The sequence below is a fragment of the Pseudovibrio sp. Ad5 genome (genome assembly GCF_001623095.1).
Classification (GTDB): Bacteria; Pseudomonadota; Alphaproteobacteria; order Rhizobiales; family Stappiaceae; genus Pseudovibrio.
This window is the reverse complement of record NZ_LMCH01000063.1, coordinates 131,033-157,165: the sequence shown is the minus strand read 5'-3', so window position 1 is coordinate 157,165 and position 26,133 is coordinate 131,033. Positions and strand designations below refer to the sequence as shown.

Below are 26,133 nucleotides of genomic sequence, written 5' to 3'. Positions count from 1 at the left end.
TTCTCACCCTCAGGTTATTGGCATTTCCGATGAATACTCTTCGAAACAAACTGGCTCATGTTCCAGCCCCTCTCGGTGGTCTCGCGCTAGGGATAGCAAGTCTCGGTTGGTCAATGGAAAATGCTGGCAATTTTGGAGGGGCGCTGCAACTCACGGGCGCATTGATTTCGAGCGTTTTGCTCGTGCTACTGCTTGGAAAAATCTTTTTTGCGCACACCGCAGTTTTTGAAGATCTGAGGCATCCAGTTGTTGGCAGTGTGCTCCCGACAACCGCAATGGCGCTGATGATCGTATCCTACGCAATCGCGCAATACAATTTCACAATCGGGCAGATGCTTTGGCTATTGGGTATTGCCCTGCATCTCACGTTCTTATCTGTGTTCATTTATCATCGTGCAAAAAGCTTCAGTCTACAGCACATGGTCCCAAGCTGGTTTGTGCCACCAGTTGGAATCATCGTGGCAGCTGTTGCTTTTCCCGGCGGTGTGTTTGAAGGCTTTGCGAACGCCTTGCTCTGGTTTGGTCTGGTCGCCTATGCGCTGATGTTACCAATGATGCTGTATCGTTTGATTTTTCACGCCGAAGTGCCCGATGCAGCGAAACCAACCATCGCGATCCTCGCCGCACCTGCCAGTCTTTCGCTTGCTGGTTATCTCACTCTGACGAGTAATCCATCTCCAATTATGGTCGCCGTGCTTGGCGGAATTGCAGTTGCTATGACGGCGCTGATTTATATCTCATTCCTGCGCTTGTTCCGCCTGCCATTTTCTCCAGGCTTTTCCGCCTTCACATTTCCGCTCGTAATTGGCGCAACAGCGCTCTTTAAAACGGTATCATGGATGGAAAGTCTGGGTGCGAATGCCAATCTTGTCGCGCAGATCAGAGCCTTGGCGCACATTGAACTTTATGTGGCAACAGCCGTCGTTCTCTATGTCAGTTTCAAATACCTGACATTCTTCGCACCGGCTCTGTTACCAGCGCGCGCAACGGGACAGCAGACCAACTAACTGGACTTGCTGAACATTTTAGTCTTGTCAAACAGGTTCTCCAGCGTGTTCATCCGCTCCTTGGTCACCTTCCATGTGGAGGTGGTCATGGCTTCAATCATGGCTTCCAGAATAAACATGATGACAACGCTGCTATCCCAGGCCGACGGCGCTTCAATACGGGCGTTGAAAACATATTCCGCATTAACAGCTGCGGGCGACGTCCACTGATCGGTAAAGACGATCACAACCGCCCCGCGTTCACGCGCCAGATCGACAAAGCGCAGGATATCATGTTCGTATCGACGGATGTCGAACACCACCACAACATCACCCGGTTTCATGTTCAGGAGATAGTGCGGCCACGTGTTGGAGTTGGAGGCGATGGCAATTACATCATCACGGATCACCTGCAAATGCGTAAAGAAATAGTCCGATAAAGCACGTGTAATACGACCACCAACAATGTGGACAGCCCGCTCGCGCTCCGTCAACAAACCCACAGCCTGATCGAAATCCTGCGTATCGAGTTGCTGTAAGGTTTGTTTCAGATTGTCGATGACCGCGTCAGCAAACCTGTTCAGAATATGTGCATCAGGTGCATTTCGGGTCCAGCGCTCTTGTTTGGAAATCGGGTTGGAAATTGTTTCTTCCACTTCCAACTTCAAGGCTGATTGCAACTCCGTAAACCCAGCAAAACCAATCTTTTGCGCCATTCTGACGACCGTTGGACCAGAGACATTTGCCGACTTTGCAAGCTCTGAAACGCTGCCTAATCCGCTGACTGGATAATTTGCAAGCAAGGAGACGGCCAGCTGACGCTCTGCACGAGTTAACCCATTAAAATGTCCGCGTAATTTTTCTGCGACGGTCTGTTCATTTGGGTCTCGCACGTCTCTCACCTACCTGATGTATGTATATTTGCCTAGTTTTTAGGCTTTGTGAAACGTTCCTTTCAGATTAGTCTCCTTGGAAACGTTTCTTTCAGAAACTCTTTTACGAATAAAAAGACTGAAAGTACAAGGAAAAACAAGATGCATTCGGGGGGACTGTTCTTGTCTGAAGTCAAAACTGACCAGATAGAATCTGTTGGCAACGACACTGTTGAAACGATCAATACAGGAGGAACGGCTCCAGTTGTGTTGATCTGCGAACATGCATCCAAGTTTATTCCTGCATACCTAAATGGCCTCGGTCTAAGTGAAGAAGCTGCAAGCAGCCATGCAGCTTGGGATCCAGGAGCTTTGGCGATTGCCAAACTTCTCTCCACCAAGCTGAACGCACCTTTGGTCGCTCAACGAATTTCGCGCCTCGTTTATGATTGTAACCGCCCACCGGAAGCACCCAGTGCCATGCCGGAAAAAAGCGAGATCTACGAGGTGCCGGGCAATGTTTCGTTGAATGATGAACAGCGGCAAGACCGGGCCAACAAATTTTATCGCCCCTTCCAGTCTGAAGTAAAACAGGTGATCGACGCCAAATATACGGCGGGTCAGCTTCCGGTGATGGTCACGATCCACTCGTTCACACCAGTTTACAACGGCAAGAAAAGAGCCGTCGAGGTAGGTGTGCTGCATGACAGCGATACCCGCTTTGCCGATGCACTGCTGGAAGCACTGTGCCCATCGGATCTCTACGTCATCCAAAGAAACGAACCATATGGGCCGGAAGACGGGGTTACGCATACCCTCGTTGATCAGGCACAATCCCGCGGCCTGCTAAACGTTATGATTGAAGTGCGCAACGACTTAATCGCAAAGCGAGCAGACCAGAAGAAAATTGCAGACTTGTTAGGAGAGGCAATTCTGCAAGTCCTGCCACAGTTTAGCGCTGAAATAACTGTGAGCGGGCAGGGAGCAACAACAAAAGCAAGGGCAGCAGATTAATGCCAAGGGGAATAGTTGTTTTCGTCAGGTATGTGGACTGGATCAACAAATATGTTGGCCGCTTTGCCATGTACCTCATTTTCGTGATGCTGGGGGTGCTGTTGTACTCCTCCATCGCGAAGACTTTTTTCGCACCGCCGCTCTGGACGCTGGAAACAGCCCAGTTCACCATGGCAGCCTACTACCTTCTGGGTGGCGCCTATTCCATGCAGACACAGTCTCACGTGCGCATGGACTTGTTTTATGGAAGCTGGTCTCCACGGCGTAAAGCCACCATGGATGTCATGACCATCCTGCTTCTGATTTTGTACCTCATCTTCCTCCTTTACGGCGGTCTTTCCTCGTTGGAATACGCAGTCAAATACGGTGAGGAAAGCTACTCGGCTTGGGCACCACCTATGGCGCCAATCAAAGCCATTATGTGTTTTGGAATATTCTTGATGCTGCTTCAGGCAATCGCGACGTTCTTTAAAGACTTGGCCGCAGCCCTTGGGAGGCCTGCGCCATGAGTTATGAACTGATCGCAATTTTGATGTTCTCCAGCATGATGCTGATGCTCCTGACCGGGCAACGTGTTTTTGCTGCAATTGGTTCCGTTGCTGTTATCGCCGCCCTTCTGCTGTGGGGTGATGGTGGCTCCGAAATTGCCTTCTCCGCCAGCATGAAGCTGATGAAGTGGTACCCGCTCCTCACGCTGCCACTGTTCATTTTCATGGGCTATATGCTCTCTGAATCAGGCATTGCCGAAGATCTTTATAAGATGTTCCATGTCTGGACAGGTGGCCTTCATGGTGGATTGGCCATCGGCACAGTCGGCCTCATGGTGATGATTTCAGCCATGAACGGTCTGTCTGTGGCCGGTATGGCCATCGGCGCAACCATCGCTCTGCCTGAGTTGCTGCGTCGAGGCTATGACAAGGTTATGGTGACTGGCGTTATTCAGGCTGGTTCCTCACTGGGCATTCTCGTACCGCCAAGCGTTGTTCTGGTTCTTTACGGCATGATTGCCCGTCAACCAGTTGGCAAACTTTGGCTCGCAGGCGCTATTCCGGGTTTGTTACTGGCAGGACTGTTCATTCTTTACATTGTGGTGCGTTGCCGCCTTCAGCCGGAATTGGGTCCAACCCTTTCTGAAGAAGAGCGCAAAGAGATCACATGGTCTGAGAAAATCCGCTTGTTACAAGCTGGTGTGATCCCGCTGTTCATCTTCTTTGCGATGACTGGTCTGTTCCTGATGGGTGTGACCAGCCTCGTGGAAAGTTCCGCTGTTGGAGCAACAGCTGCGACACTGGCCGCTGCATTCAAACGGCGCCTCACCTTCCGCTTGCTGCACATCACCACTGAAAAGACGCTTCAGATCAGCTGTATGTTCATGTGGATCATTCTTGCAGCTCTTGCGTTTGGTGCTGTGTTTGACGGATTGGGCGCTGTGCGTGCGATTGAAGGCTTCTTCGTGGGCGACCTTGGTCTTGGCCCATGGGAAATCCTTCTGCTGATGCAGCTCTCCTACATCGTCATGGGCATGTTCCTGGATGACACCGCGATGCTCGTGATTGTGGCTCCGCTTTACGTGCCATTGGTCAAAGTGCTTGGGTTTGATCTGGTCTGGTACGGCGTGCTGTACACCATCACTTGTCAGATCGCCTATATGACACCGCCATTTGGCTACAACCTGTTCCTGATGCGTGCCATGGCGCCGCCGGAGATTTCGCTGACAGACATCTACAAATCCATCATTCCATTCGTGGCAATCATGGTGTTTGGATTGGCTCTGGTCACGGTCTTCCCGCAAATCGCGCTTTGGCTGCCCAACCTTTACTACGCGAGGTGACATGACAAGGCATCACAAACGTACCCATTGAAGTAATTAGCGAATTCCGGATGGAGACAGATAAAAATCACACCCCTCGCTATAAAAAGTCCACCGGTTCTGAGGGATCCAGAAATTCATATTCCAAGGGGAATTGAGTATGACGAATAGACGTGATTTTCTTAAGAAAGCTGGTTTAACAACCGTCGCCGCTGCTGGTGCATCTACCCTTGCAGCCCCGGCTGTTCATGCTGCAGGTCGTCCTATCAAATGGCGCCTTCAGACATATGCTGGTGCAGCACTTGCTCAACATGTGATCAAGCCATCCATTGACGCCTTCAACAAGGCAGCAAATGGTGAGATGGAGATCGAGCTATACTACGCAGACCAGCTGGTACCAACTGGTGAACTGTTCCGTGCCATGCAGCGCGGCACCATTGATGCTGTTCAGTCAGATGATGACTCCATTGCAGCACCAGTAGATGTATCTGTTTTCGGTGGCTATTTCCCATTCGCTTCCCGTTACAGCCTTGATGTTCCAGCTCTGTTTAACCACTGGGGTCTGAAAGAGATTTGGGAAGAAGCTTATGACGAAGTTGAAGGCGTTAAGTGGCTTTCCGCTGGTGCATGGGATCCTTGTCACTTTGCGACAAAAGACCCGATCCGCAGCCTTGCTGATCTGAAAGGCAAGCGCGTCTTCACCTTCCCAACCGCTGGCAAATTCCTGACACGCTTCGGCGTTGTTCCGGTCACCCTGCCATGGGAAGACATTGAAGTTGCAATGCAGACTGGCGAACTGGACGGGATTGCGTGGTCCGGTATCACTGAGGATTACACTGTAGGTTGGGCTGACGTGACCAACTACTTCCTCACCAACAACATCTCCGGTGCGTGGGCTGGTTCTTACTTTGCCAACGAAGAGCGCTGGAATGAACTGCCAGATCACCTGAAGACCCTCTTTAACCTGTGCATGGATAGTTCTCACTACTACCGCCAGCACTGGTACTGGGCAGGCGAAGCCAAGCTGCGCACACAAGGCGAGAAGATGGAGCTGACCTCCATTCCTGATGAAGAGTGGGCAACTGTTGAAGACGAAGCTCTCAAGTTCTGGGACGAGATTGCAGCCAAGTCCGAGCGTAACGCCCGCGTTGTTAAGATCCTGAAGGAATACAACGCAGCAATGGCAAAAGCTGGTCGTCCTTACCGCTACGGCTAAGCTGTTTTTCCAAGATTGGTCAGCCCGGTTTTCGGGCTGGCCACACCACACAGTAACGAAGCAGTGTCGGTGATGCCATGCAGGAGAGGCACAGGCATCCGCCGCTTTAATAGGGTCCTCGGGGAACAGGTATGTTGCGAGAAGAAACCAAAAAGACACGTAGAACCGGAAAACTGACCCTCGACGAGTTACGCGAGCTGGTCGACACCGGTGAGATAGACACCGTTATTGCCGCACAGGTGGACATGCAGGGCCGCTTAATGGGCAAGCGCTTTCAGGGTGAGTTCTTCGTGAACAGCGCCTGGGAAGAAACTCACAGCTGTAACTACTTGCTTGCAACCGACATGGAGATGGCCACTCCGGATGGCTACAAGGCCACAAGTTGGGAAGCGGGTTATGGCGACTACGTCATGAAGCCGGATCTTGCCACCTTGCGCATTATTCCATGGCTGGAAGGCACCGCACTGGTACTGTGCGATGTGCTGGACCACCACACCCATAAAGAAGTTCCACATTCTCCGCGCGCCATTTTGAAAAGCCAGGTCGACCGCCTCGAAGGCATGGGCATGACCGCTAACATGGCGACTGAACTGGAGTTCTTCCTGTTCAAAGAGAGTTTTGAAGAAGCCCACGCCAAGGGCTACCGCAATATTTCGCCAGTCTCAGCCTATAATGAGGACTATCACATCTTCCAGACCACCAAGGAAGAGAACGTGATGCGTGCCATTCGTAACGGGCTTAACGGCGCCGACATTCCGGTCGAGTGCTCCAAAGGTGAAGCTGATGCCGGTCAGGAAGAGATCAACGTCCGTTATTCTGATGCACTGAATATGGCAGACCGCCATTCCATCATCAAAAACGGCTGTAAAGAGATCGCATGGCAGAACGGCCAGAGCATCAGCTTTATGGCCAAGTGGCATTATGATGCTTCCGGCAGTTCCTCCCACGTGCACCAGTCTCTTTGGGGCAAGGATGGCGAGTCTCTGTTTTACGATCCATCCGGCGAATACGGCATGTCCAAGATGATGCGCCATTACCTCGCTGGTTTGCTGAAGCACGCAAGTGCGATCACCTATTTCCTTGCGCCAAACATCAACTCCTACAAGCGCTTTGCCGCTGGTACCTTTGCGCCGACCAAAGCAATCTGGAGCATGGACAACCGTACCGCTGGCTATCGCGTATGCGGCGATGGTACCAAGGCTGTGCGTGTTGAGTGCCGTGTTGGCGGCGCAGACCTGAACCCATATCTGGCAATGGCCGCGCTGCTCGCTGCTGGCATTGATGGCATCGAAAACGAACTTGAGCTGGAGCCAGAGTTCAGAGGCGATGCTTACGGAGGTAAGGGCGCTCGCGAAATTCCGACGACCTTGCGCGATGCTGCCACCGAAATGAAGTCTTCCGAGATGCTTCGTGCTGCGTTTGGGGGCGATGTGATTGATCACTACGCACATGCCGCCAAGATCGAGCAGGATGAATATGACCGCCGTGTAACCGACTGGGAAGTTGCGCGCGGGTTTGAACGGGCCTGATAAAACCAGCCCACGCTGTGAATGATGAGTTGACCATGACAAAAACACTAAAATGTATTTCGCCGGTTGATGGTTCTGTATTTGCAGAACGTCCGGTGGCAAGCCAGAAAGAAGCAGAAGCCGTCATTGCCAGTGCCAAGAGCGCGCAGAAAGAGTGGGCAGCGCGTCCACTTGCAGAGCGTATCAAACTGGTAATGGCTGGCGTCGCAAAGATTGGTGAACAGAACGACGAAATCGTTCCTGAACTCGCAAAAATGATGGGTCGTCCGGTCCGTTACGGTGGCGAGTTTGGCGGCTTTAACGAGCGCGCCTCGCACATGGCAAAGATCGCGGAAGAAAGCCTGAAACCGATCATTGCCGAAGAGAGCGACAACTTCGAGCGCCGCATCGAGAAGGAACCGCACGGCGTCATCCTCGTGATCGCACCATGGAACTATCCATACATGACTGCGATTAACACCGTTGCTCCGGCCTTGATTGCTGGCAACGCGGTGATCCTGAAGCACGCCACCCAAACGCTTCTGGTTGGTGAGCGTCTGGCAAATGCGTTTGCAGAGGCAGGTGTTCCGGCAGAGGTATTCCAGAACCTCTTCCTGGATCATGACACCACCTCTCACCTGATCACGGGCCGCAATTTCGGCTTCGTCAACTTTACAGGCTCTGTTGGTGGCGGTCGTGCGATGGAAATCGCTGCAGCTGGTACCTTCACAGGTCTTGGCCTTGAGCTGGGCGGTAAAGATCCGGGCTACGTGATGGATGATGCGGATGTTGAGGCTGCGGCTGAAACACTCATTGATGGTGCTATGTTCAACTCCGGCCAGTGCTGTTGTGGTATCGAGCGCATCTATGTCCATTCTTCCAAGTACGATGCCTTTGTGAAGAAGGCTGTTGAGATCGTTTCCGGTTATAAGCTCGGCAACCCGCTGGATGAGAAAACCACCATCGGCCCAATGGCGAACGTTCGTTTTGCAGAGCTGGTACGCAAACAGGTGGCAGATGCTGTTGGGCAAGGTGCAAAGCCTATGATCGACGCGGGCCTCTTCCCGGAAGATGATGGTGGTGCTTACCTCGCACCTCAAATCCTCGTGGATGTGAACCATGATATGGAAGTGATGCGCGAAGAGAGCTTCGGTCCTGTGGTCGGCATCATGAAAGTGGAGAGCGACGAAGAAGCAATCCGCCTGATGAACGACAGTCACTACGGCCTGACGGCGTCTCTCTGGACACAGGACCTTGCACGGGCAGCAAAGCTCGGCGCTCAGATTGAGACCGGTACCGTGTTTATGAACCGCGCGGATTATCTGGACCCCGCCCTATGCTGGACAGGCTGCAAAGACACGGGCCGCGGCGGCGCTCTGTCTGAGATCGGCTACCAGAACCTGACCCGTCCAAAATCGTATCATCTTAAAAAGGCATAAGAAAAATGACTCTGACAGCAAACTGGAGCTACCCGACCGCCATCCGCTTTGGTGCCGGGCGCATTAAGGAACTGGCCGATGCTTGTGCAGCTGCTGGTATAAAAAAGCCGCTGCTTGTCACCGACAAAGGCCTTGCAAACCTGCCAGTCACTGCCAGCACTTTGGATGTGATGGAAGAGGCTGGTCTTGGCCGCGCCATGTTCTGTGAGGTTGATCCAAACCCAACTGAGATCAATCTGGAAGCAGGTGTTGCAGCCTTCAACGCAGGTGGTCATGACGGTGTGATTGCATTCGGTGGAGGCTCAGGCCTCGATCTTGGCAAGCTGATTGCGTTCATGGCAGGTCAAACCCGTCCGGTCTGGGACTTTGAAGACATTGGCGATTGGTGGACGCAGGCTGATGCGGATGCGATTTATCCGAATATCGCAGTTCCAACCACAGCAGGTACCGGATCTGAAGTTGGCCGTGCAAGCGTTATCACCAATTCTGAGAGCCACGTAAAGAAGATCATCTTCCATCCGAAGATCCTGCCAAGCGTGGTAATTTGTGATCCTGAGCTGACAGTTGGCATGCCGACGATGATCACAGTTGGAACTGGCATTGATGCATTCGTGCACTGTCTCGAAGCCTACAGCTCTCCTCATTACCACCCGATGTCTCAGGGCATCGCGCTGGAAGGCATGCGTCTTGTTAAGGAGAACCTGCCGAAAGTCTTTGAAAATCCAAATGATATCGAAGCTCGCGGCCACATGATGAGTGCAGCAGCTATGGGGGCAGTGGCTTTCCAGAAAGGCCTTGGCGGTATTCACGCGCTGGCACATCCGGTAGGTGCGGTTTACAACACCCATCACGGTCTGACCAATGCTGTGATCATGCCAACGGTGCTGAAGTTCAACCGAGGTGCGATTGAAGAGCGTATTGAGAAGCTCGCTGCTTACCTTGATATTCCCGGTGGTTTCGACGGTTTCTTCGCTTTCGTGATGAAGATGCGCTCGGATATGGGCGTTCCGAATACTCTGGCCGAACTTGGTATAGGTACTGACAAGATTGATGTGCTTGCAGAAGAAGCGGTGAAGGATCCAAGTGCTGGCGGCAACCCGGTTGAGTTTACGCTGGAAGCTGCAAAAGCTTTACTCATTGAGGCTATTGGAGAGCAGGTATCGGCCTGATTTCTCATTAAACTACAAATAATTAGCCCCGCAGAGCTTCTGGCTTTGCGGGGCTTTTTCTTATCGCATCAACTGTGATTACTCCGGCAACTCACAGCAACTTATCAGGTAGTCATAGGCATCCGGGCTCAGTTCCGGGCCAAGAACCCGTTTCAAATCAGCATTGTAGTCGCCAAGCCATTTGATTTCAGCTCGGGTGAGATCAACCATGTTGAGCATCTGCGGTTCAATGGGGATGTACGAAAGGTTCTTGAAAACGAGGAAACCATCGTCTTCCTCTACGATCTCAAAAAGGTTCTCAATCCGGATACCGTATTGATTTGCAACGTAATATCCCGGTTCAATGGACATTACCATGCCAGCAACGAGGTCCACCGGATTGTAAGGCTTACCGATGCGTTGCGGCTGTTCGTGAACGGAAAGGAAGTGCCCGATCCCATGACCGGTACCGTGATCATAATCGAGCCCCAGATCCCAAAGCGGCCTGCGGGCAAACCCGTCGATGTGGTGGCCTTGTGTGCCTTTCGGGAAACGCAGTGAAGCCAGCGCTACAAAGCCTTTGAAAACAGCGGTGTAGGCAGCTTTAAACTCTTCCGATGTTTCCGAGAACGCAAAGGTGCGTGTTGCGTCGGTGGTGCCATCCTGATACTGGCCGCCGGAATCCAGCAGATATGTGTGTTCAGGAAGGATCGCAGTATTTGAGGTATCCGTGGCTGCATAATGGCACATTGCGGCGTTGCCAGCAGCTGCTGAAATGCTTCTAAAGCTTGGATAAACAAAATCTTTCTGGCGTTTGCGTTCTGTCAGAATGCGCTCTTCCGCTTCCAGCTCGTACACCGGATCGCCTACCTTGGCTCTATGCGGCACCTCCCGCTTCAACCACGCAGAAAACTCAGTCCACGCAATACCGTCACGCACATGGCAGTCGCGTAACCCTTTGAGTTCATTCTCATTCTTCTCAGCCTTGGTGAGCGTGATTGCGCCTTGTTCCATGACTGGAACGCCACCAGCAGCCTGAACAGCAAGACGGGTTGCGACGGGGGAGAACATCGGGTCGATCAGAACCTGTGTTCCTTTTCCGGTCATTCTTTCCAGTGAACCGATGAAGTTCATAGGGTCTGCGGTCTCTACATTTTCAAGCTCATACTCATCTAAGCTGTTGGAAAGCTTACGAGAATCTACGAACCAGCTAGCGGAGCCGTCATCTTTCAGGAGCAGGAAAGAGTGTGGGATGGGGTTGAACTCGACGTCATCACCGCGAACATTGAGAAGCCAGGCGATGTTGTCGGGCTGGGTTTCAACCAGCACCTTTGCACCTTTGTGCTTCATTTGCGCTGCAATCTCAGCGCGTTTCTCCAGGCTGGTTTTCCCAGCTTTTTCAAGGGAGTACGGTGTGATGGGTGAGAGTGGTTTGTCTGGTTGATCAGACCAGACTGCATCGACGATATTGCTGGCTGTTGCCAGTAATGTAGCGCCTGCTTCGTCTGCGCCACCAGCGAAGCGATCCCACCATGCGGAGGGGATAAGCATCGGATCGACGCCGATTTGCTGGCCTGCCTTCATATTGGCAGAAATCCAGTTTTCCAGTGGTTCATCAAAGATATGCTGGTAGGAGAAGAACTCACTGCTGCATTGGTTGCGCACCTGAACGGTGTAGCGGCCATCAACAAACATAACCGCTTGATCTACCGTGACAATCGCCAGACCTGCGGAGCCAGTGAAGCCAGTTGCCCATGCCAGACGCTCGTCATGCGGGGCGCAGTATTCCCCCTGATGCTCATCAAAACGCGGGATGATAACTGCATCCAGTCCGTTGCGCTTCAGCTCGTCTCGTATGAGGCTCAAGCGATCTGTGGTTCTTTCAAATTTCTGATTTTCCAACATTTTTTGCTCGATCGTGTGATGGGGTTTTATGCTGATAAAAGAGCTTCGGCATGATGACAAGCCACATTACCCAGCTCGTCTAATGCCCTCAATCGGGGAGTTTCACTTTGGCATCGCCCTGATGCATGGGGACATCTTGCATGGAATGCGCAACCCTTTGGTACGTTGAGCGGGCTGGGCAGTTCGCCGGAGATTGACGGGCGAGTATGGCGTTTGTCCGGATCAAGAGAAGGGGCTGCTGCCAGAAGAGCCTTGGAGTAGGGGTGTTTGGGGGTGTTAAAGAGCTGTTCTGAATCGCCGATCTCAACAATTGTGCCCAAATAAATCACCGCGACCCTGTGGGAGACATGGCGGACAAGTCTGAGGTCATGCGCCACAAACAGAATAGTCAGATCCAGTTTGTCCTGCAGTTCCAGCAGCAAGTTCACCACCTGTGCCTGAACCGAAACATCCAGCGCCGACACCAGTTCGTCCGCAACCAGCACCTCTGGCTCAACCGACAAAGCCCGTGCAATAGCAATGCGTTGGCGTTGCCCGCCAGAAAACTCATGGGGCAATTTATCCGCAGCATCTTGCGGCAGGCGCACCAAATCAAGCAGCTCGGCAATGCGGTCATTGATCTGTTCAAGAGGCCGCATGTTATGAACACGCAGCGCCTCTGTCAGCACTTGCCGGACTGTCATGCGGGGATTGAGGGAGGAGTAAGGGTCCTGAAACATCATCTGGACCTTGCGGTTATACTCCCGCAATGCACCGGCATCTTTGGCAGCAACCTCTTGCCCGTCATAGCGGATGGTGCCTTTGTCAGCCTCATAAAGACGGGCCAGACAACGGGCTAAAGTGGACTTTCCGCAGCCGGATTCGCCAACAATGCCAAGGGTTTCACCCCGTTTCACCTCAAGACTTACCCCATTGAGTGCTTTGACTATGCGTTTTTCTTTGCGTTGAATTGCGTCGAAGAGGGTTCTTTTGAGCGGAAAGTGTAAATGCAGGCCCTCAACTTCCAAAACCGGAGCTTCATAGGTCATGCCAACGCCTCCCCACGAATGTCTGCAGTGAAATGGCAGGCAGATGAAATTCCATCTCCCAACTGGGAGAGAGGTGGTTTGCTACCAAGACACACATCCTCCGCTTTGTGGCAGCGCGGCGCAAAGGCGCATCCTTTCGGTAGGGCATCCAGCGCCGGTGGTGTGCCGGGAACAGAGTAGAGTGGTGTGCGGGGTGGAATGTTTTCCGGTACCGACTTCAAAAGGCCGAGCGTGTAAGGGTGCTGAGGTCGTTTTAACACGTCCCGAACGGAACCAGTCTCTACCAAGCGACCAGCATACATCACCGCCACGCGATCACAGGTTTGCGCGACCACACCCAGATCATGTGTCACCAGCACAATCGCCATATTGAGGTTTTTGGCCAGCGACAACAGCAGCTGCAAAATCTGATCCTGAATGGTCACGTCCAGCGCTGTGGTAGGTTCATCCGCCAGCAACAATTCCGGATTGGACGCCAGTGCAATGGCGATCATCACCCGTTGGCGCATGCCGCCGGAGAACTGGTGCGGGAAATCCTTGAGGCGGGACAAGGCGCTGGGAATACCAACAGTATCCAGCAGTTCAATAGCGCGGGCTTTGCGGGCGCGGCGATCCAGATCCGTGTGGGCTTTCAGGTTCTCCTCAATCTGCAAGCCCACGGTGAGCAGCGGGTTGAGCGAGGTCATTGGCTCCTGAAAGATCATGGAGATCTGGCTGCCACGAACAGACTGTAATTGCTTGTCTGTGCGGGTGAGCAGATCCGCTCCCTTCCAGTAGACATTGCCTTCCACCGTGCCATAGTCGCGGGCAAGGCCGATGATGGAGCGCAGACTGATGGATTTACCAGAGCCACTTTCGCCCACCAGACCAAGCACTTCACCAGCGCGCACGTCAAAGGAGATGCCATCAACAGCGCGCAACGCGCGGCCCTTGCTGTGAAAGGTGGTTGTGAGGTCTCGAACCTGTAGCAGGCTCTCGTTTTGGTTGGTCATCAGGATGCCCCCCGTGGTCTGAGAACATCGGCAAGGCTGTCGCCTACAAGAGAGAATCCAAGCCCTGTCAACACAATCGCGACACCTGGCATCAGGCTCATCCACCAGGCGGTGGTGATGAAGTTGCGGCCTTCTGCGATCAGTACGCCCCATTCTGCCTGCGGTGGCTGCGCACCAAGTCCGAGGTAGCCAAGGGAGGACCCGAGCAGGATGGCGAGAGCCATGTCGGTCATCCAGTAGGTGATGAGCGGTGTCATGGCGTTGGGCAGCAAATGGCGAAAGATGATGCGGCCAGAGGAGTAGCCCATTACCCGTCCGGCAGAGGCGTAATCGCTGGTCATCTGCGTCATAATCTCAGCGCGGGTGAGGCGGGCGTAATAGACCCACTGCACCAGCGTCACCGCCACGTACATGTTGGTCAGCCCCGGTCCTAAAACCGCAACAACTGCAATGACCAGCACCAGAAACGGGAAGGTGATGGTCACATCCACCAAGCGGCCAAAGAGCACATCGGCAATGCCGCCGTGATAGGCAACCAGCGATCCGACCACAACGCCAATCACCATTGCAAAGAAGGTGGCAAAAAACGCGATTTGCATATCAACCTGATACGCCCAGATCACGCGGGAAAGCGTGTCACGGCCCAGATTGTCTGTGCCAAACGGATGCGCCCAGCTTGGTGACTTCTGGATCGCATTGAAGTCAAAAGCATTGGGATCATACGGTGCGAACGCCCATGGGAATACGGCAAGCAGGATGGAAGAGGACAGGATGAAGAAGCCCAACAAGAACCCTGGGCGGAGCAGAGCTTTGACCCGTGGGTGGAGCTTTTTCTTCTGCGGCGTGGTGGCTTGGAGTGTATCGAGCTGGGTCATGACAGGCGTAACCTCGGATCGAGCCATGCCTGCACCATATCGGTGAACAGAAACACGAGAGAAACCATAACAGCGAAGGTAAGGGTGAGGCCCTGTATCAGCGGGTAATCACGGGCAAAGATCGCCTCCAGCATCAACCGGCCAAGACCGGGAACCGCGAACACCGTCTCCGTCACCAGCGTTCCGCTCATCAAATTGCCGATGGAAAGGCCGAGCAGTGTAACGGTGGAAATGAGCGCATTGCGCAGGACATGACGACCCAGAATAACGCTTCGGGATAACCCTTTGGAGCGGGCGAACTGCACATAGTCTGCATCCAGCACCTCAATCACGGCAGACCGCAAATTCCGCATGATGATGGCGGAGGTGTAAAGCGCAACCGTCAACGCGGGCAACATCAAGTGGTGCAAGTGCTGCAAAAACGTCGTGCCGTAACCGCCAACCGGAAACAGTCGCAAGGAGGCGGCGAGGAAGGTGAGCAGCAGCAGGCCGATGTAAAACACAGGGGTCGACAAGCCAACCTGAAAACCACTGCGAATGGCAATGTCGAGCCCACGGTTTTTGTTCAGCGCGGCGACAAAGGCCAATGGGCCTGCAATGAGAATGGAAAGACAAACGGCATAGAGCGTGAGGAACGCGGTGACTGGAATGCGTTCAATGATGACTTCCAGTACTGGCGCTTTGAGAAGAATGGATGTGCCCATATCTCCACTCAAAGTGTTCCTGACAAAATAAAAGAACTGCATGACCAGTGGTTCATTTAACCCGAGTTTTTGGCGGATGAGTTCCAGCTGAGCTTCGGTGGCTTTGGCATCGGCCATGGCGATGGCCGGATCCCCTGGCAGCATACGTACCAGCAGAAAGATAACGACCATCACAAGAAGAAAGGTCGGAATGATCTGCAGCAGCCGTGACACCAGATAGGAAAGTGACGACATTCCTGAGTCCTAATAGGGCGTGAGCATTGAGAGCCGAAGCGACAGATAATGGGATTGACGCTTCGGCTTTCCGGATTGCATAGAGCAGACGGTCTGGTCCTGCCGTTTTCTGATCAGACCACCCGCTCTGTTTACTTCACACCCGGCTTGCCTGTTGATGCAGACCGGGCGCACTCAGAGGAGGAGTTATTTTGCAATCCACGCCGAGGAGAACTCATTGTTCCCCAACGGTGTCTGGAGATAACCGTTCACGTTGGCAGACAGAGCAACAGCAAATGGTGTTTCATAGAGGAACAGAAGCGGGGCCGCATCTGCATAGATTTCCTGCATGCGCTTATACTGCTCACTGCGTTTTTCAGGGTCGATCTCAGTGTTGGAGGCCTCAAAAAGGGAGTTGAACTCCGCATTGTTCCAGCCAGTTCCAACTGCTTTGCGGGTTGGGTAATAGCCCAGCCAGCCTGCAACCTGTGCCGGATCGTTCACATCATTCACCCAGCCATAGGTGTGAATGTCGAACTCGCCGGAGCGGTTCTTCGCGCCGCGGGTCGGGTTATCAACCTGCTCCACTTTCACGTTGACGCCAATGGCGCCCCACATCTGCTGGATGGCTGCAAACAGAGTTGCATCATCAGAAGAACCTGCAAGTGTGGTCAGCGTGATTTCAGCCCCTTCAAGACCTGATGCAGCAGCAAGTTCTTTCGCCTTGGCAACGTCATATGGGTAAAGCGGACCGCCATCATGTGCCAGCTGGGTTGTCGATGCCATTAACGGGGATGTCATGGACTTGCCAGTGCCGTGTGTGATCAACTGAACCAGCGCGTCTTTGTTGATGGCATAGTTCAGCGCCTGACGCGCCTCTTTGGTTGCCATCGGATTTGGAGAGCCATCTGCCCGGGTCTCGCGAGAGTTGATCGGGCTGTAAATGATGCGGGTGGATGGATGCAGCTCCATGTTGATCGCAGGGTCTGCCTTCAGCTCAGCCACACGAGAGAATGGAACGTACTCAGCACCGTTCACTTCACCAGCCTGCAGTTTCAGGATACGGGTTGCATCATCCGGAATCACGACGAAGCTGACCTCATCCAGATACGGCAGTGGTTTGCCGTCTTCGCCCTGACGCCAGTAATGCGGGTTTGCGGAGAATGTCATGGTGCTGCCGCGGCTACGATCTTTCAGCGTAAACGGGCCGGAAACAGGCGTACCCGGAGCGAAAAGAGCAGTTGCCTTTTCCTGATCGTTTGCCCCTGGCGCAGCGTCAAACGCGGCCTTGGACACGATCGCGGTGTTGAAAGTTGCCAAAATGGAGATGATGGTAGGGTCAGGGTTCTTCATGGAAAGCGTGACACCATTCTTGGTCTCGGTGATGCTTTCAACAGAGCCCAAAAGGCCGGACCATGGACCGAAATCAGGGTTGGTGGCGCGCTCCAGCGAGAACTTTACATCAGCTGGCGTAATTGCAGAACCATCGGAAAACTTGATGCCGTCGCGCAGGGTGATGGAGATGGTTTTACCATCTGCGGAAACCTCATAACCGGACGCCAGACCCGGAACGATGGTTTTGCCATCTGCCTTGGTGCGGAGCAGGGTATCATAGAGGTTTGTGACCATCCAGATATCCGGGTTCCGGTCTGCATAGACTGGATCAACCAGATTGGAATCATCATAGCGGGCGAAGGTGAGCGTGCCACCACGTTCCACGGCCTGAGCCGAATTGATGGCGAGCATCGACACGCCTGCAAGCGCGGCAATCAACAAAGTCTTCATGATAGTCCCCTCAATTGATACACGCCGGACCTGCTTATTATTTTATGATGCATGGTGGCGTGCAGGTGGTGGCCTCTCCCAAAAATTCCATTAGCCACCGGTGATATATCAGTATTATCTCTGATATATCTCTATTGGCAAGAGGCAAAACTCAGTAAAGAAGAATTTTCATGACAACAAATCCATGCGGGGAGATAGTTTAGAAGTGAAATATTGCTAAAATTGCAGTTTCACTGAGAGAAACTTGCGCCCATTCCTCCTAGGAAGCTTGGAGGTATTCTAACAATCTCGGAGCCAAACTATTGATGTATTCTGGAATGATGCTCTTCAAACGCGAAAACGCGGCGCAGGAATATTTTTCCAACACCGCGTTAAAAATGAAGCTCATTCATTAAACTGAGGGATATTTTCCCTCACGCAACCTGTTTTGGTGCAGCCTTTTGAAAGGCTTCAATCTGCTCTGTTTGCTCAAAAATAGCACTGATGCGCGTGAGGTGAGAGCGGTCTACGCCCCAGCGATCCGCATTGTAAACTTGCGGCACAAGGCAGATATCAGCCAGTCCCACCTGATCCCCATGACAGAACTTACCGCTCTGCCCATCTGCCAGCATCTGCTCAAAAGCATCGAGGCCTTTGGCGATGAACTCACGCATCCAGTCAATTTTGACCTGATCGTCTCCGCCAGCCAGCTCCACGATGCGCTGAACCACACCCAGATTACAAACCGGGTGAATATCCATCGCGATTGCATGAGACAGCGCACGGACGCGGGCCCGTTCGCGGGCGGTGGATGGCAACAGGGCAGGGGATGGGTGCAGCTCATCCAGATATTCGATGATGGCGAGCGACTGGGTCAGCATATCGCGGTCCAGATCCAGCGACGGCACAAAGCCTTGCGGATTGCGGCTCAGGTTCTCATCAGCCTTCTGCTCGCCTTTGAGCAGATTGACCGTGACCATATCGAAGGAGAGCCCTTTCAGGTTCAGTGCGATGCGGACCCGGTAGCTCGCGGAAGAACGCCAGTAATCATATAATTTTATGTTGCTCATTGTATTGGCGCCCCCTCCCAGAGCTCAATTCATGATCTTACGCGTATCCTTCCCCGAGAGTCGGTTCCCAACTTTCGGGGGGATACGCTTTAGGTCCCGTCGGCAGCCTCGGCACTCATTTCCCCAATGAGTCCCTCTGCGTTTTTCTGAACCTTTTCCATCAAAGACAGCAGAACGGCCTGTTCTTCTGCGGAAAGGTTCCCAGTCAGCGCAGCTTCCACATCCCGGACCAACGGAATGACATCGTTGAACACGGCAAGGCCTTTTTCGGTCAGGCGCAGAACGGACTTGCGGCGGTCTTCTCCGTCAATGTCGCGGCGCAGGAACTCTTTCTTACGAAGCGCCTGCACAGCGCGACTGACATTCACCTTGTCCATACTGGAGCGCTCAACAATCTCAGAGGCGGACAGCGCCTGATTGCGACCCAGAATTGCCATGGTGCGCCACTCAGAGACGCTGAGGCCGTACCGTTCCCGGTAAACACTTGAGACAGCAGTACTAACGGCAGTGCCAAAAACACGGACCTTATAGGGAAAGAACGACCCAAGCTGGAAGTCTTCCTTGTCCATCGTGTTATTCGCAGTCGCCATCATCATGTCTCGTTGGTTTTAAATGAAACTATTGCGCACTCATACTTGCACAATCATCCTGATAGTATCAATTGCAACTATATGTCAAGAGCTTGATCAGCGCCTCTGATATATATCCAAAAGTAGGATAATCAGCTGTTTTTAGCCATTTTACAGCATTTTAGCGCGCATTCTTACGCTTAGGGAATTTGTTTTGGCGGAAAATGTTATTGACAAAGTTACAAGTGAAACTATTCTGAGATTAGATAAATTACAGATTGCCTGAGTCTGGGAGGACTTTGCTGTGATCTTCAATTGCCAAGGATGTGTTATGACGAGTTGGATCGAGAGTGCGAACGCACCGCACTGCCATTTCCCAATCCAAAATCTTCCCTACGGCGTGTTTGCCAAAAACGGAGAAGAGCCACGGTGTGGTGTTGCTATCGGTGACATGGTTGTTGACATGGCTGCGCTGGAATCTGCCGGCCTGCTCAAGGCGGGCGGCACCACTACCGTTTTCAATAAGCCAACTCTGAATGACTTCATGGGCCTTGGCAAAACATCCTGGGACAGCATTCGCGAACAGCTGACATCCCTGTTTGCGAAAGATGGCAATGACGCGCTTTCCGGCAACGAAACGCTGAAAGCGAAAGCGCTGGTGCCTATGAGCGCGGCGCAGATGTTCCTGCCCTTTGCAGTTTCCGAATACACTGACTTTTACGCCGGCAAGCAGCATGCCATGAACATTGGCACCATCTTGCGCGGCGCTGAGAATGCACTACCACCAAACTGGTTGCATATCCCAATCGGATACAATGGCCGCGCCTCAACGGTCATTGTATCCGGGACAGACATCAAGCGCCCATTGGGCCAGACCAAAGCGCCAACCGCTCAGGTCCCATCTTTCAAAGCCTGCGCTCGCCTCGATATCGAGCTGGAAATGGGTGCTGTTGTTGGCACGCCAAGCACTATGGGTCAGCCGATCACCGTGCAGGAAGCCGATGACATGATCTTCGGTTACGTGCTGCTGAACGACTGGTCAGCTCGTGACATTCAGGGCTGGGAATACCAGCCGCTTGGCCCATTCCAGGCAAAAGCATTCGCAACCTCCATCAGCCCATGGGTTGTGACGAAGGCTGCACTGGAATCTTTCCGCACCAGCACACCAGAGCGCGAAAAAGAGCTTCTGCCTTACCTCAATGAGCCGGGTCCGATGATCTACGACATTGAACTACAGGCCTACATGCAGCCGGAAGGCGCTGATAAAGCGACACTGCTCTGCCACACCAACTACAACCGCATGTACTACTCTGCGGCACAGCAGCTGACACACCATGCCATTGGCGGCTGTAAAATGAACACGGGTGACCTGCTCGGCTCCGGCACCATTTCCGGTGCAGAAAAGTCCGAGTTTGGCTCCCTGATGGAACTCACATGGGGTGGCAAAGAGCCAATCACTCTGGACAGCGGTGAAAGCCGCACGTTCATCGAGGATGGTGACACCCTGACGCTGACAGGCTGGGCGCAGGGCGATGGCTTCCGCATTGGCTTCGGCGAATGTACCGGCAAAATTCTGCCAGCTCCAGATTTCAAAGCTTAATTAGGATAGTGACGATGGCTAAAGCATTTGCATCCAGTGGCGACATGGAAGCCAAAAAGATCTCCTTCACCGAAGTTGGACGCGATCTGTACGCGTTCACCGCTGAAGGTGATCCAAACACCGGCGTCATCATTGGTGATGACAGCGTCATGGTGGTTGATGCGCAGGCAACACCTGTCATGGCTCAGCTCGTGGTTGATAAAATCCGTGAAGTGACTGACAAGCCGATCAAATACGTGACTTTGTCTCACTACCACGCTGTGCGCGTGCTGGGTGCGTCCGGTTACGGCGCTTCAGAAATCATTGCCTCTGAAAAGTGTGAGGGCATGATCTACGAGCGCGGTCAGGAAGACTGGGACTCCGAGTTCGGACGCTTCCCACGCCTATTTGATGCAGCGGACTCCATTCCGGGCCTCACATGGCCAACCATGACCTTCAAAGACCGCATGACCATCAACATGGGCAGCCGTAAGGTTGAGCTGATGCATCTGGGCCGTGCCCACACTGCAGGCGACATTGTTGCATGGGTTCCCGATGAAGGCGTGATGTTCACTGGTGACATTGTTGAGTACCACTCTGCTTGTTACTGCGGCGACGGTCACTTCAAGGACTGGGGCAACACGCTCGACGCAATCAAAGCCTACAATCCAGACGCAATTGCACCGGGTCGCGGTGATGCGCTTGTGGGTCAGGACATGGTCAACAAAGCCATTGAAAACACGCGCGACTTTGTTGAGAGCACCTATAAACCAGCCGCCCGCGTGGCAGTACGAGGCGGCACGCTGAAAGAAGCATGGGACGCAGTGCGCGCAGAATGCGATCCGAAATTCGCTGACTACGCAATCTACGAGCATTGTCTGCCTTTCAACGTCGCCCGCGCTTTTGATGAGGCTCGCGGCATCGACACCCCACGCATCTGGACCGCTGAACGAGATCAGGAAATGTGGGCAGCGTTGCAGGGTTAATATGAATGAGCCGAGGTGAGGATGTCCAAGATCCTCCTCACCACCTTTTCCCCTTCAAGGGATAAAGACCGCAAAGCTCAAGCAAATTCGAGGTGGAAGACCTAAATAGAGACGACAGGAAACTACAGAATTTGGGTCACTCGCAACAGAGCGAATGCGTCCAAGAAATAGAAAATACTGGCTCACGGCAACACCTTGAGTTCTTGTCTCTCTCAGCATTTTGGCAGTGTTTATCCTGAACACCAATTTTGCTGGCCCCTTCCACCTTCAATACCGCAGGCGAAAGCCACCCCATATGCGTCAGGGCGCCGGATGGACCCCAAGTTCCAGCCGGCACTCCAAAGTTGATTGATGTTTTGCCGGATGCTGGCTGAGGCATCACACTTGCTGGGAGGCAGCGTATGACGAAAAAAAAGATTTTCGAAGTTCCGCTTTATCCATATGTCCGGTCGCCGGATCAGGATGCGGAAAAGGCAGTGCGCCATAAGGTTGTTGTGGTGGGAGCAGGCCCGATTGGTCTGGCCGCAGCAATTGAACTGGCTATGCAGGATGTTGAAGTTGTTGTTGTTGATGACAACGACAAGGTGAGCTGGGGCTCTCGCGCGGTTTGTTATGCAAAGCGCCCGCTGGAAATCCTCGACCGCATTGGCTGTGGTGACCAGTTTGTCGACAAAGGCGTTCAGTGGAACGTGGGCAAGGTGTTCTTTGACGAGCGTCAGGTTTATCAGTTTGACCTGTTGCCGGAAGATGGCCACAAACGTCCGGCTTTCATCAACCTGCAACAGTATTACTTTGAAGAGTATCTGGTTGACCGGGTTAAAGAACTTCAGGCCCAAGGCAAGCCTATCGAGATCCGCGGCAACAACAAGGTTGTCTCCGTTGATCAGGGCAATGACTTTGCAACTGTTGAGCTGGAAACGCCGGAAGGCAACTATTCCGTCGAAGCCGACTGGGTGATCGCCTGTGACGGGGCTGCCTCTCCAATCCGTGCCATGATGGGTATGGATTTTGTAGGCCGCATCTTTGAAGACAACTTCCTGATTGCTGACGTGGTTATGGAAGCGAACTTCCCGACAGAGCGCTGGTTCTGGTTCGATCCGCCATTCAACCGTGGTCAGTCCGCTCTTCTTCACAAGCAGCCAGACAATGTGTGGCGCATCGATCTTCAGCTTGGCTGGGATGTCGACAAGGAAGAAGAGAAGAAGCCCGAAAACGTCATTCCACGCCTGAAAGCCATGCTGGGCGAGGATGTGAACTTCGAGCTTGAGTGGGTTTCCATCTACACCTTCCAGTGCCGCCGCATGGAACAGTTCCGCAAAGGCCGAGTGATCTTTGCTGGTGACAGTGCCCATCAGGTGTCTCCGTTTGGTGCCCGCGGTGCGAACTCCGGCCTGCAGGACACAGATAACCTGATCTGGAAGCTGAAGCTGGTGATGGACGGTACGGCACCAATGTGTCTGCTGGACACATACGATGAAGAGCGTGTTTTTGCGGCTGAAGAGAACATTTTGAACTCTTCCCGCTCCACTGACTTCATCACGCCGAAATCTGCGATCAGCCGTGTGTTCCGCAATGCTGTGCTGGACCTTTCCGAGGCAGCCGAGTTTGCCCGCCCACTGGTCAACTCCGGTCGTCTGTCCGTTCCGGCCACTTATGACGGGTCTTCTCTGAACAGTGATGATTGTGCTGGCATGCCAGTGCGCTCCCGTCCGGGCTCTCCAGCAGCAGATGCACCAACCGCGAATGGTTGGTTGCTGGACCAGTTAGGCAACAAATTTCAGTTGCTGGCAATCAACACAGATGTGCCGGACACTGTCGATGTTGGCGGCGTGACCATCTCTGCCCTGCGCGTGAAAGCGACCGATGAGATCAAAGATCGTTATCTGGGAGACAAGTCTTCCGCTGTTTATCTGATGCGCCCGGACCAGCACGTTGCTGCCCGTTGGGAGACCTATGACGGTGCCAACGTCGCACAGGCCCTGAACCGCGCTATCGGCATTTTTGAGCAGGAGGCCGCACAATGAGCCATCTGAATACAAAAGCAAACATCGCCAAACCGGACGAGTTTTATCACGATCTTCTGGTTCTGCATGAAGGACGTTCTGAAGAGGAAAGCGAAGCGCTCAACGCCAAGCTGGTTCTCATTCTTGCTAACCACATCGGGGATGCAAGTGTTCTTCGTGAAGCAATGGACCTGGCTGCCAAAACACAGGCCAGAATACAGGGAGGAGGCGAGGCTTAGTCGCCTCGGTTAGAGTCTTATGAAAATTGAGCAAATTCACCACGTTGCCTACCGTTGTAAAGACGCAAAAGAGACCGTTGAGTGGTACACCAAAAACCTCAACATGGACTTCGTACTGGCCATTGCAGAGGACAAGGTTCCTTCCACACACGAGCCTGATCCGTACATGCATCTGTTCCTTGATGCAGGCAACGGCAACGTGCTGGCATTCTTTGAACTGCCAACAAAGCCGGAAATGGGCCGCGATGAAAACACACCAATCTGGGTGCAGCACATCGCCTTCAAAGTGAAGGACCGTGAAACTCTGATCGAGTTTAAAGAGCACCTTGAAGGCAACGGCATTGATGTGCTGGGCGTGACAGATCACTCTATCTTCCACTCCATTTACTTCTTCGATCCAAACGGACACCGCGTCGAGCTGGCGTGTCCGGATCCGGCAGAAGAAGAGAAGCTCAAGCGTCTCGATGCTGTGAAGTGGGACATGCTGGAAGAGTGGAGCCGCACCAAGAAAGCGCCAAAACACGCTGACTGGCTGCACGCAAAAGAACTCGGCAAAGCCTAGGATTAGGACTGCCTGAAGAATGGGGGCTGGGAGGTTCCCGTTCTTCACCCAACAAAATGATTTTATTGGTATCTTTAGGGAGGGAGCCATGGAATTCTTGAAGACGAAAGTTGCCCGCCGCACGCTGCTTGGCATGGCAACAGCTGCCATGCTGGCGCCAACTGCATTTGCAACCGCTGCTTACGCAGAAACCAAGCTGGTTCTTTCCAGCTGGCTGCCACCACGCCACCCGATTGTGGTCAACGCAATCAAGCCCTGGGCAAAGGAAGTTAAGAAGGTTACCGATGGCCGCGTTTCTGTGCGCGTTCTGGCGAAATCTGCTGGCGCGCCACCTGCGCACTTTGACATGGCGGCGGATGGTGTTGTCGACATCACATACGGTCTGCATTCCTTCACCAAGGACAACCGTTTCCAGCGCTCCCGCATCGGCCAGTTCTCCTTCCTTGGAGATGACGCTGTTTCCGGCTCCAAAGCATTTTGGGATGTTTACGCAAACGATCTGGATGCACAGGCTGAGCACAAAGGCACCAAAGTTCTTGGTCTCTTCGTTCACGGTCCGGGCGTGTTCCATAACAACGTGCGCAAGCTGAACACTCCAGCAGACATCGAAGGCCTTAAGATCCGTGTACCGGGCGGTTACATTGCTGATCTGGCAAGCGATCTTGGCGCATCTCCACTGTTCATGCCATCCGGCGAAGTCTATGAGACCCTGTCTCGCGGCATCATCGACGGTGTGACTTTCACTTATGAAGCGTTGACCGCGTTCAAACTGCTGGACCACGTCAAATATTCCATGCGCGTTCCAGGCGGCATCTACAACACCACATGGTTCCTCGTCATGAACGAAGGCAAGTGGGACGGTATTTCTGCTGAAGATCAGGCTGCCATCATGGCAATCTCCGGCGATGCTTTTGCTGAGCGTGTGGGTAAGGCATGGAACGGTGCGGATGAGAAAGCAATCGAGCGCATCAACAAAGCTGGCATCGAAATTTATGATGCATCTCCTGAAATGGTTGCGGCCATCAAGGAAAAAGCTGCTGCCTACGAGACCGAATGGGCAAAGGCTGTTGCAGAAGATGGCTTTGACGGCACTGCTGCTCTCAAGAAATTCCGTAAATCTACAGGCGTAGAAAAGTGATCGGGTCTAACAACTCTTCAGGGGGCGCATCGCGGGTGCGCTCCCTCGCCAACCTCATTGAGCTTGGCCTTGGAATATGTTGCGCGTTACTCCTCGCGGGTCTGACTGGCCTTACAGTCGTTGATGTTGTTGGCCGTTACTGGTTCAACGCTCCTGTTCGCGGTGCTTTTGAGATCACCCAGCTGATGCTTGGCGCTCTGGTTTTTACAGCTTTGCCGCTGACAACCTCTCGTAAAGAACATGTTGAAGTGGACATGATCTACGGCATGGTTCCTCCGGTCATGCAATCTCTGATGAAGGGCATTGCCTGGTCTGTTTCCACTGTCACGCTTCTGATCCTCTCCTGGCGGCTGGCTGCACACGCAGAACGCCTCATGGAAGATGGAGCCGTCACCAATGCTTTGGACATCCCATTGGCACCCCTTGCCTGGATCGCTGCTGTCTCTGCGCTGCTGAGCGCTGGTTACACATTCGTATTCTTCAAAAAAGCATTCCGCAGAGGTTTTTAAAGTC

24 protein-coding genes are annotated in these 26,133 nt (G+C 53.2%); 15 read left to right on the top strand and 9 right to left on the bottom strand.

Annotated features, from left to right (window positions below):
- Positions 1-29: 29 nt before the first annotated feature.
- Positions 30-1,007, top strand: coding sequence for a TDT family transporter (locus tag PsAD5_RS20445; protein ID WP_063293439.1), 978 nt, complete (start codon positions 30-32; stop codon positions 1,005-1,007).
- Here PsAD5_RS20445 and PsAD5_RS20440 read toward each other — a convergent pair.
- Complete coding sequence (locus PsAD5_RS20440; RefSeq protein WP_063287601.1) at positions 1,004-1,879, bottom strand: MurR/RpiR family transcriptional regulator; 876 nt, start codon at positions 1,877-1,879, stop codon at positions 1,004-1,006. The genes PsAD5_RS20445 and PsAD5_RS20440 overlap by 4 nt on opposite strands.
- 162 nt (positions 1,880-2,041) lie before the next feature.
- Here PsAD5_RS20440 and PsAD5_RS20435 point away from each other — a divergent pair, with 162 nt between their 5' ends.
- The 7 genes from PsAD5_RS20435 to PsAD5_RS20405 all read left to right on the top strand — a co-directional run bounded on the left by PsAD5_RS20435 (position 2,042) and on the right by PsAD5_RS20405 (position 10,014).
- The gene (locus PsAD5_RS20435) at positions 2,042-2,872 is read left to right on the top strand and encodes an N-formylglutamate amidohydrolase (protein ID WP_063293600.1); all 831 of its coding nucleotides are present in this window, start codon (positions 2,042-2,044) and stop codon (positions 2,870-2,872) included.
- Entirely contained in the window at positions 2,872-3,381 is a 510-nt protein-coding gene (locus PsAD5_RS20430) for a TRAP transporter small permease subunit (RefSeq protein ID WP_063287600.1), read from the top strand. The genes PsAD5_RS20435 and PsAD5_RS20430 overlap by 1 nt, the downstream gene beginning before the upstream one ends.
- Positions 3,378-4,703: a TRAP transporter large permease gene (locus PsAD5_RS20425; protein WP_063287599.1), complete on the top strand. Its 1,326-nt coding sequence runs from the start codon at positions 3,378-3,380 to the stop codon at positions 4,701-4,703. Before PsAD5_RS20430 ends, PsAD5_RS20425 begins: the two co-directional genes overlap by 4 nt.
- Before the next feature lie 139 nt (positions 4,704-4,842).
- Positions 4,843-5,898: a TRAP transporter substrate-binding protein gene (locus tag PsAD5_RS20420; RefSeq protein WP_057461334.1), complete on the top strand. Its 1,056-nt coding sequence runs from the start codon at positions 4,843-4,845 to the stop codon at positions 5,896-5,898.
- Between the two features lie 131 nt (positions 5,899-6,029).
- Positions 6,030-7,427: a glutamine synthetase family protein gene (locus tag PsAD5_RS20415; protein WP_063293438.1), complete on the top strand. Its 1,398-nt coding sequence runs from the start codon at positions 6,030-6,032 to the stop codon at positions 7,425-7,427.
- A gap of 35 nt (positions 7,428-7,462) precedes the next feature.
- A complete protein-coding gene (locus PsAD5_RS20410; protein ID WP_063293599.1) occupies positions 7,463-8,845 on the top strand; it encodes an aldehyde dehydrogenase family protein in 1,383 nt (460 codons plus the stop codon).
- Between the two features lie 5 nt (positions 8,846-8,850).
- Positions 8,851-10,014, top strand: coding sequence for an iron-containing alcohol dehydrogenase (locus tag PsAD5_RS20405; RefSeq protein WP_063293437.1), 1,164 nt, complete (start codon positions 8,851-8,853; stop codon positions 10,012-10,014).
- A 78-nt stretch (positions 10,015-10,092) separates the two neighbouring features.
- Here PsAD5_RS20405 and PsAD5_RS20400 read toward each other — a convergent pair whose 3' ends face one another.
- From PsAD5_RS20400 to PsAD5_RS20365, 8 genes are all read right to left on the bottom strand, one after another.
- On the bottom strand, positions 10,093-11,898 hold the full coding sequence (locus PsAD5_RS20400; RefSeq protein WP_063293436.1) for a M24B family metallopeptidase: 1,806 nt from the start codon (positions 11,896-11,898) through the stop codon (positions 10,093-10,095).
- Between the two features lie 26 nt (positions 11,899-11,924).
- Positions 11,925-12,926 carry an ABC transporter ATP-binding protein gene (locus tag PsAD5_RS20395; protein WP_063293435.1) on the bottom strand — a complete coding sequence of 334 codons (1,002 nt, stop codon included), beginning with the start codon at positions 12,924-12,926 and terminating at the stop codon, positions 11,925-11,927.
- Positions 12,923-13,918 (bottom strand): ABC transporter ATP-binding protein, encoded by a 996-nt coding sequence (locus PsAD5_RS20390; protein ID WP_063293434.1) that lies wholly within the window; start codon positions 13,916-13,918, stop codon positions 12,923-12,925. The genes PsAD5_RS20395 and PsAD5_RS20390 overlap by 4 nt, the downstream gene beginning before the upstream one ends.
- Positions 13,918-14,793, bottom strand: a complete 876-nt coding sequence (locus PsAD5_RS20385; RefSeq protein ID WP_063293433.1) for an ABC transporter permease — start codon at positions 14,791-14,793, stop codon at positions 13,918-13,920. The genes PsAD5_RS20390 and PsAD5_RS20385 overlap by 1 nt, the downstream gene beginning before the upstream one ends.
- Complete coding sequence (locus tag PsAD5_RS20380) at positions 14,790-15,731, bottom strand: ABC transporter permease (protein ID WP_063287592.1); 942 nt, start codon at positions 15,729-15,731, stop codon at positions 14,790-14,792. Before PsAD5_RS20380 ends, PsAD5_RS20385 begins: the two co-directional genes overlap by 4 nt.
- Before the next feature lie 186 nt (positions 15,732-15,917).
- Positions 15,918-17,495 carry an ABC transporter substrate-binding protein gene (locus PsAD5_RS20375; RefSeq protein ID WP_063293432.1) on the bottom strand — a complete coding sequence of 526 codons (1,578 nt, stop codon included), beginning with the start codon at positions 17,493-17,495 and terminating at the stop codon, positions 15,918-15,920.
- 413 nt (positions 17,496-17,908) lie between these two features.
- On the bottom strand, positions 17,909-18,544 hold the full coding sequence (gene maiA, locus PsAD5_RS20370) for a maleylacetoacetate isomerase (protein WP_063293431.1): 636 nt from the start codon (positions 18,542-18,544) through the stop codon (positions 17,909-17,911).
- Between the two features lie 89 nt (positions 18,545-18,633).
- Positions 18,634-19,134 carry a MarR family winged helix-turn-helix transcriptional regulator gene (locus tag PsAD5_RS20365; RefSeq protein WP_208981803.1) on the bottom strand — a complete coding sequence of 167 codons (501 nt, stop codon included), beginning with the start codon at positions 19,132-19,134 and terminating at the stop codon, positions 18,634-18,636.
- Between the two features lie 310 nt (positions 19,135-19,444).
- Here PsAD5_RS20365 and fahA point away from each other — a divergent pair, with 310 nt between their 5' ends.
- The 7 genes from fahA (at position 19,445) to PsAD5_RS20330 (ending at position 26,129) form a co-directional block, all read left to right on the top strand.
- Positions 19,445-20,713 carry a fumarylacetoacetase gene (gene fahA, locus PsAD5_RS20360; RefSeq protein WP_063293430.1) on the top strand — a complete coding sequence of 423 codons (1,269 nt, stop codon included), beginning with the start codon at positions 19,445-19,447 and terminating at the stop codon, positions 20,711-20,713.
- Positions 20,714-20,727: 14 nt separating this feature from the next.
- Complete coding sequence (locus tag PsAD5_RS20355; protein ID WP_057461345.1) at positions 20,728-21,678, top strand: MBL fold metallo-hydrolase; 951 nt, start codon at positions 20,728-20,730, stop codon at positions 21,676-21,678.
- A gap of 401 nt (positions 21,679-22,079) precedes the next feature.
- Positions 22,080-23,702, top strand: coding sequence for an FAD-dependent oxidoreductase (locus tag PsAD5_RS20350; protein ID WP_063293429.1), 1,623 nt, complete (start codon positions 22,080-22,082; stop codon positions 23,700-23,702).
- Positions 23,699-23,920, top strand: a complete 222-nt coding sequence (locus PsAD5_RS20345; protein WP_057461347.1) for a DUF2783 domain-containing protein — start codon at positions 23,699-23,701, stop codon at positions 23,918-23,920. Before PsAD5_RS20350 ends, PsAD5_RS20345 begins: the two co-directional genes overlap by 4 nt.
- A gap of 19 nt (positions 23,921-23,939) precedes the next feature.
- The gene (locus tag PsAD5_RS20340) at positions 23,940-24,482 is read left to right on the top strand and encodes a VOC family protein (RefSeq protein WP_057461348.1); all 543 of its coding nucleotides are present in this window, start codon (positions 23,940-23,942) and stop codon (positions 24,480-24,482) included.
- 88 nt (positions 24,483-24,570) lie between these two features.
- Positions 24,571-25,620, top strand: coding sequence for a TRAP transporter substrate-binding protein (locus PsAD5_RS20335; protein ID WP_063293428.1), 1,050 nt, complete (start codon positions 24,571-24,573; stop codon positions 25,618-25,620).
- The gene (locus PsAD5_RS20330; RefSeq protein WP_208987775.1) at positions 25,617-26,129 is read left to right on the top strand and encodes a TRAP transporter small permease; all 513 of its coding nucleotides are present in this window, start codon (positions 25,617-25,619) and stop codon (positions 26,127-26,129) included. Before PsAD5_RS20335 ends, PsAD5_RS20330 begins: the two co-directional genes overlap by 4 nt.
- Positions 26,130-26,133 lie beyond the last annotated feature (4 nt).

Excerpts from the sequence above, each read along its gene's own strand:
- PsAD5_RS20420 (WP_057461334.1), top strand. The coding sequence starts at position 4,843 with ATGACGAATAGACGTGATTTTCTTAAGAAAGCTGGTTTAACAACCGTC.
- PsAD5_RS20415 (WP_063293438.1), top strand. The coding sequence starts at position 6,030 with ATGTTGCGAGAAGAAACCAAAAAGACACGTAGAACCGGAAAACTGACC.
- PsAD5_RS20445 (WP_063293439.1), top strand. The coding sequence starts at position 30 with ATGAATACTCTTCGAAACAAACTGGCTCATGTTCCAGCCCCTCTCGGT.
- PsAD5_RS20365 (WP_208981803.1), bottom strand. The coding sequence starts at position 19,134 with ATGGCGACTGCGAATAACACGATGGACAAGGAAGACTTCCAGCTTGGG.
- PsAD5_RS20405 (WP_063293437.1), top strand. The coding sequence starts at position 8,851 with ATGACTCTGACAGCAAACTGGAGCTACCCGACCGCCATCCGCTTTGGT.
- PsAD5_RS20380 (WP_063287592.1), bottom strand. The coding sequence starts at position 15,731 with ATGTCGTCACTTTCCTATCTGGTGTCACGGCTGCTGCAGATCATTCCG.
- PsAD5_RS20340 (WP_057461348.1), top strand. The coding sequence starts at position 23,940 with ATGAAAATTGAGCAAATTCACCACGTTGCCTACCGTTGTAAAGACGCA.
- PsAD5_RS20410 (WP_063293599.1), top strand. The coding sequence starts at position 7,463 with ATGACAAAAACACTAAAATGTATTTCGCCGGTTGATGGTTCTGTATTT.
- PsAD5_RS20430 (WP_063287600.1), top strand. The coding sequence starts at position 2,872 with ATGCCAAGGGGAATAGTTGTTTTCGTCAGGTATGTGGACTGGATCAAC.
- PsAD5_RS20385 (WP_063293433.1), bottom strand. The coding sequence starts at position 14,793 with ATGACCCAGCTCGATACACTCCAAGCCACCACGCCGCAGAAGAAAAAG.
- fahA (WP_063293430.1), top strand. The coding sequence starts at position 19,445 with ATGACGAGTTGGATCGAGAGTGCGAACGCACCGCACTGCCATTTCCCA.
- PsAD5_RS20425 (WP_063287599.1), top strand. The coding sequence starts at position 3,378 with ATGAGTTATGAACTGATCGCAATTTTGATGTTCTCCAGCATGATGCTG.
- PsAD5_RS20375 (WP_063293432.1), bottom strand. The coding sequence starts at position 17,495 with ATGAAGACTTTGTTGATTGCCGCGCTTGCAGGCGTGTCGATGCTCGCC.
- PsAD5_RS20390 (WP_063293434.1), bottom strand. The coding sequence starts at position 13,918 with ATGACCAACCAAAACGAGAGCCTGCTACAGGTTCGAGACCTCACAACC.
- maiA (WP_063293431.1), bottom strand. The coding sequence starts at position 18,544 with ATGAGCAACATAAAATTATATGATTACTGGCGTTCTTCCGCGAGCTAC.
- PsAD5_RS20400 (WP_063293436.1), bottom strand. The coding sequence starts at position 11,898 with ATGTTGGAAAATCAGAAATTTGAAAGAACCACAGATCGCTTGAGCCTC.
- PsAD5_RS20350 (WP_063293429.1), top strand. The coding sequence starts at position 22,080 with ATGACGAAAAAAAAGATTTTCGAAGTTCCGCTTTATCCATATGTCCGG.
- PsAD5_RS20335 (WP_063293428.1), top strand. The coding sequence starts at position 24,571 with ATGGAATTCTTGAAGACGAAAGTTGCCCGCCGCACGCTGCTTGGCATG.
- PsAD5_RS20355 (WP_057461345.1), top strand. The coding sequence starts at position 20,728 with ATGGCTAAAGCATTTGCATCCAGTGGCGACATGGAAGCCAAAAAGATC.
- PsAD5_RS20345 (WP_057461347.1), top strand. The coding sequence starts at position 23,699 with ATGAGCCATCTGAATACAAAAGCAAACATCGCCAAACCGGACGAGTTT.
- PsAD5_RS20395 (WP_063293435.1), bottom strand. The coding sequence starts at position 12,926 with ATGACCTATGAAGCTCCGGTTTTGGAAGTTGAGGGCCTGCATTTACAC.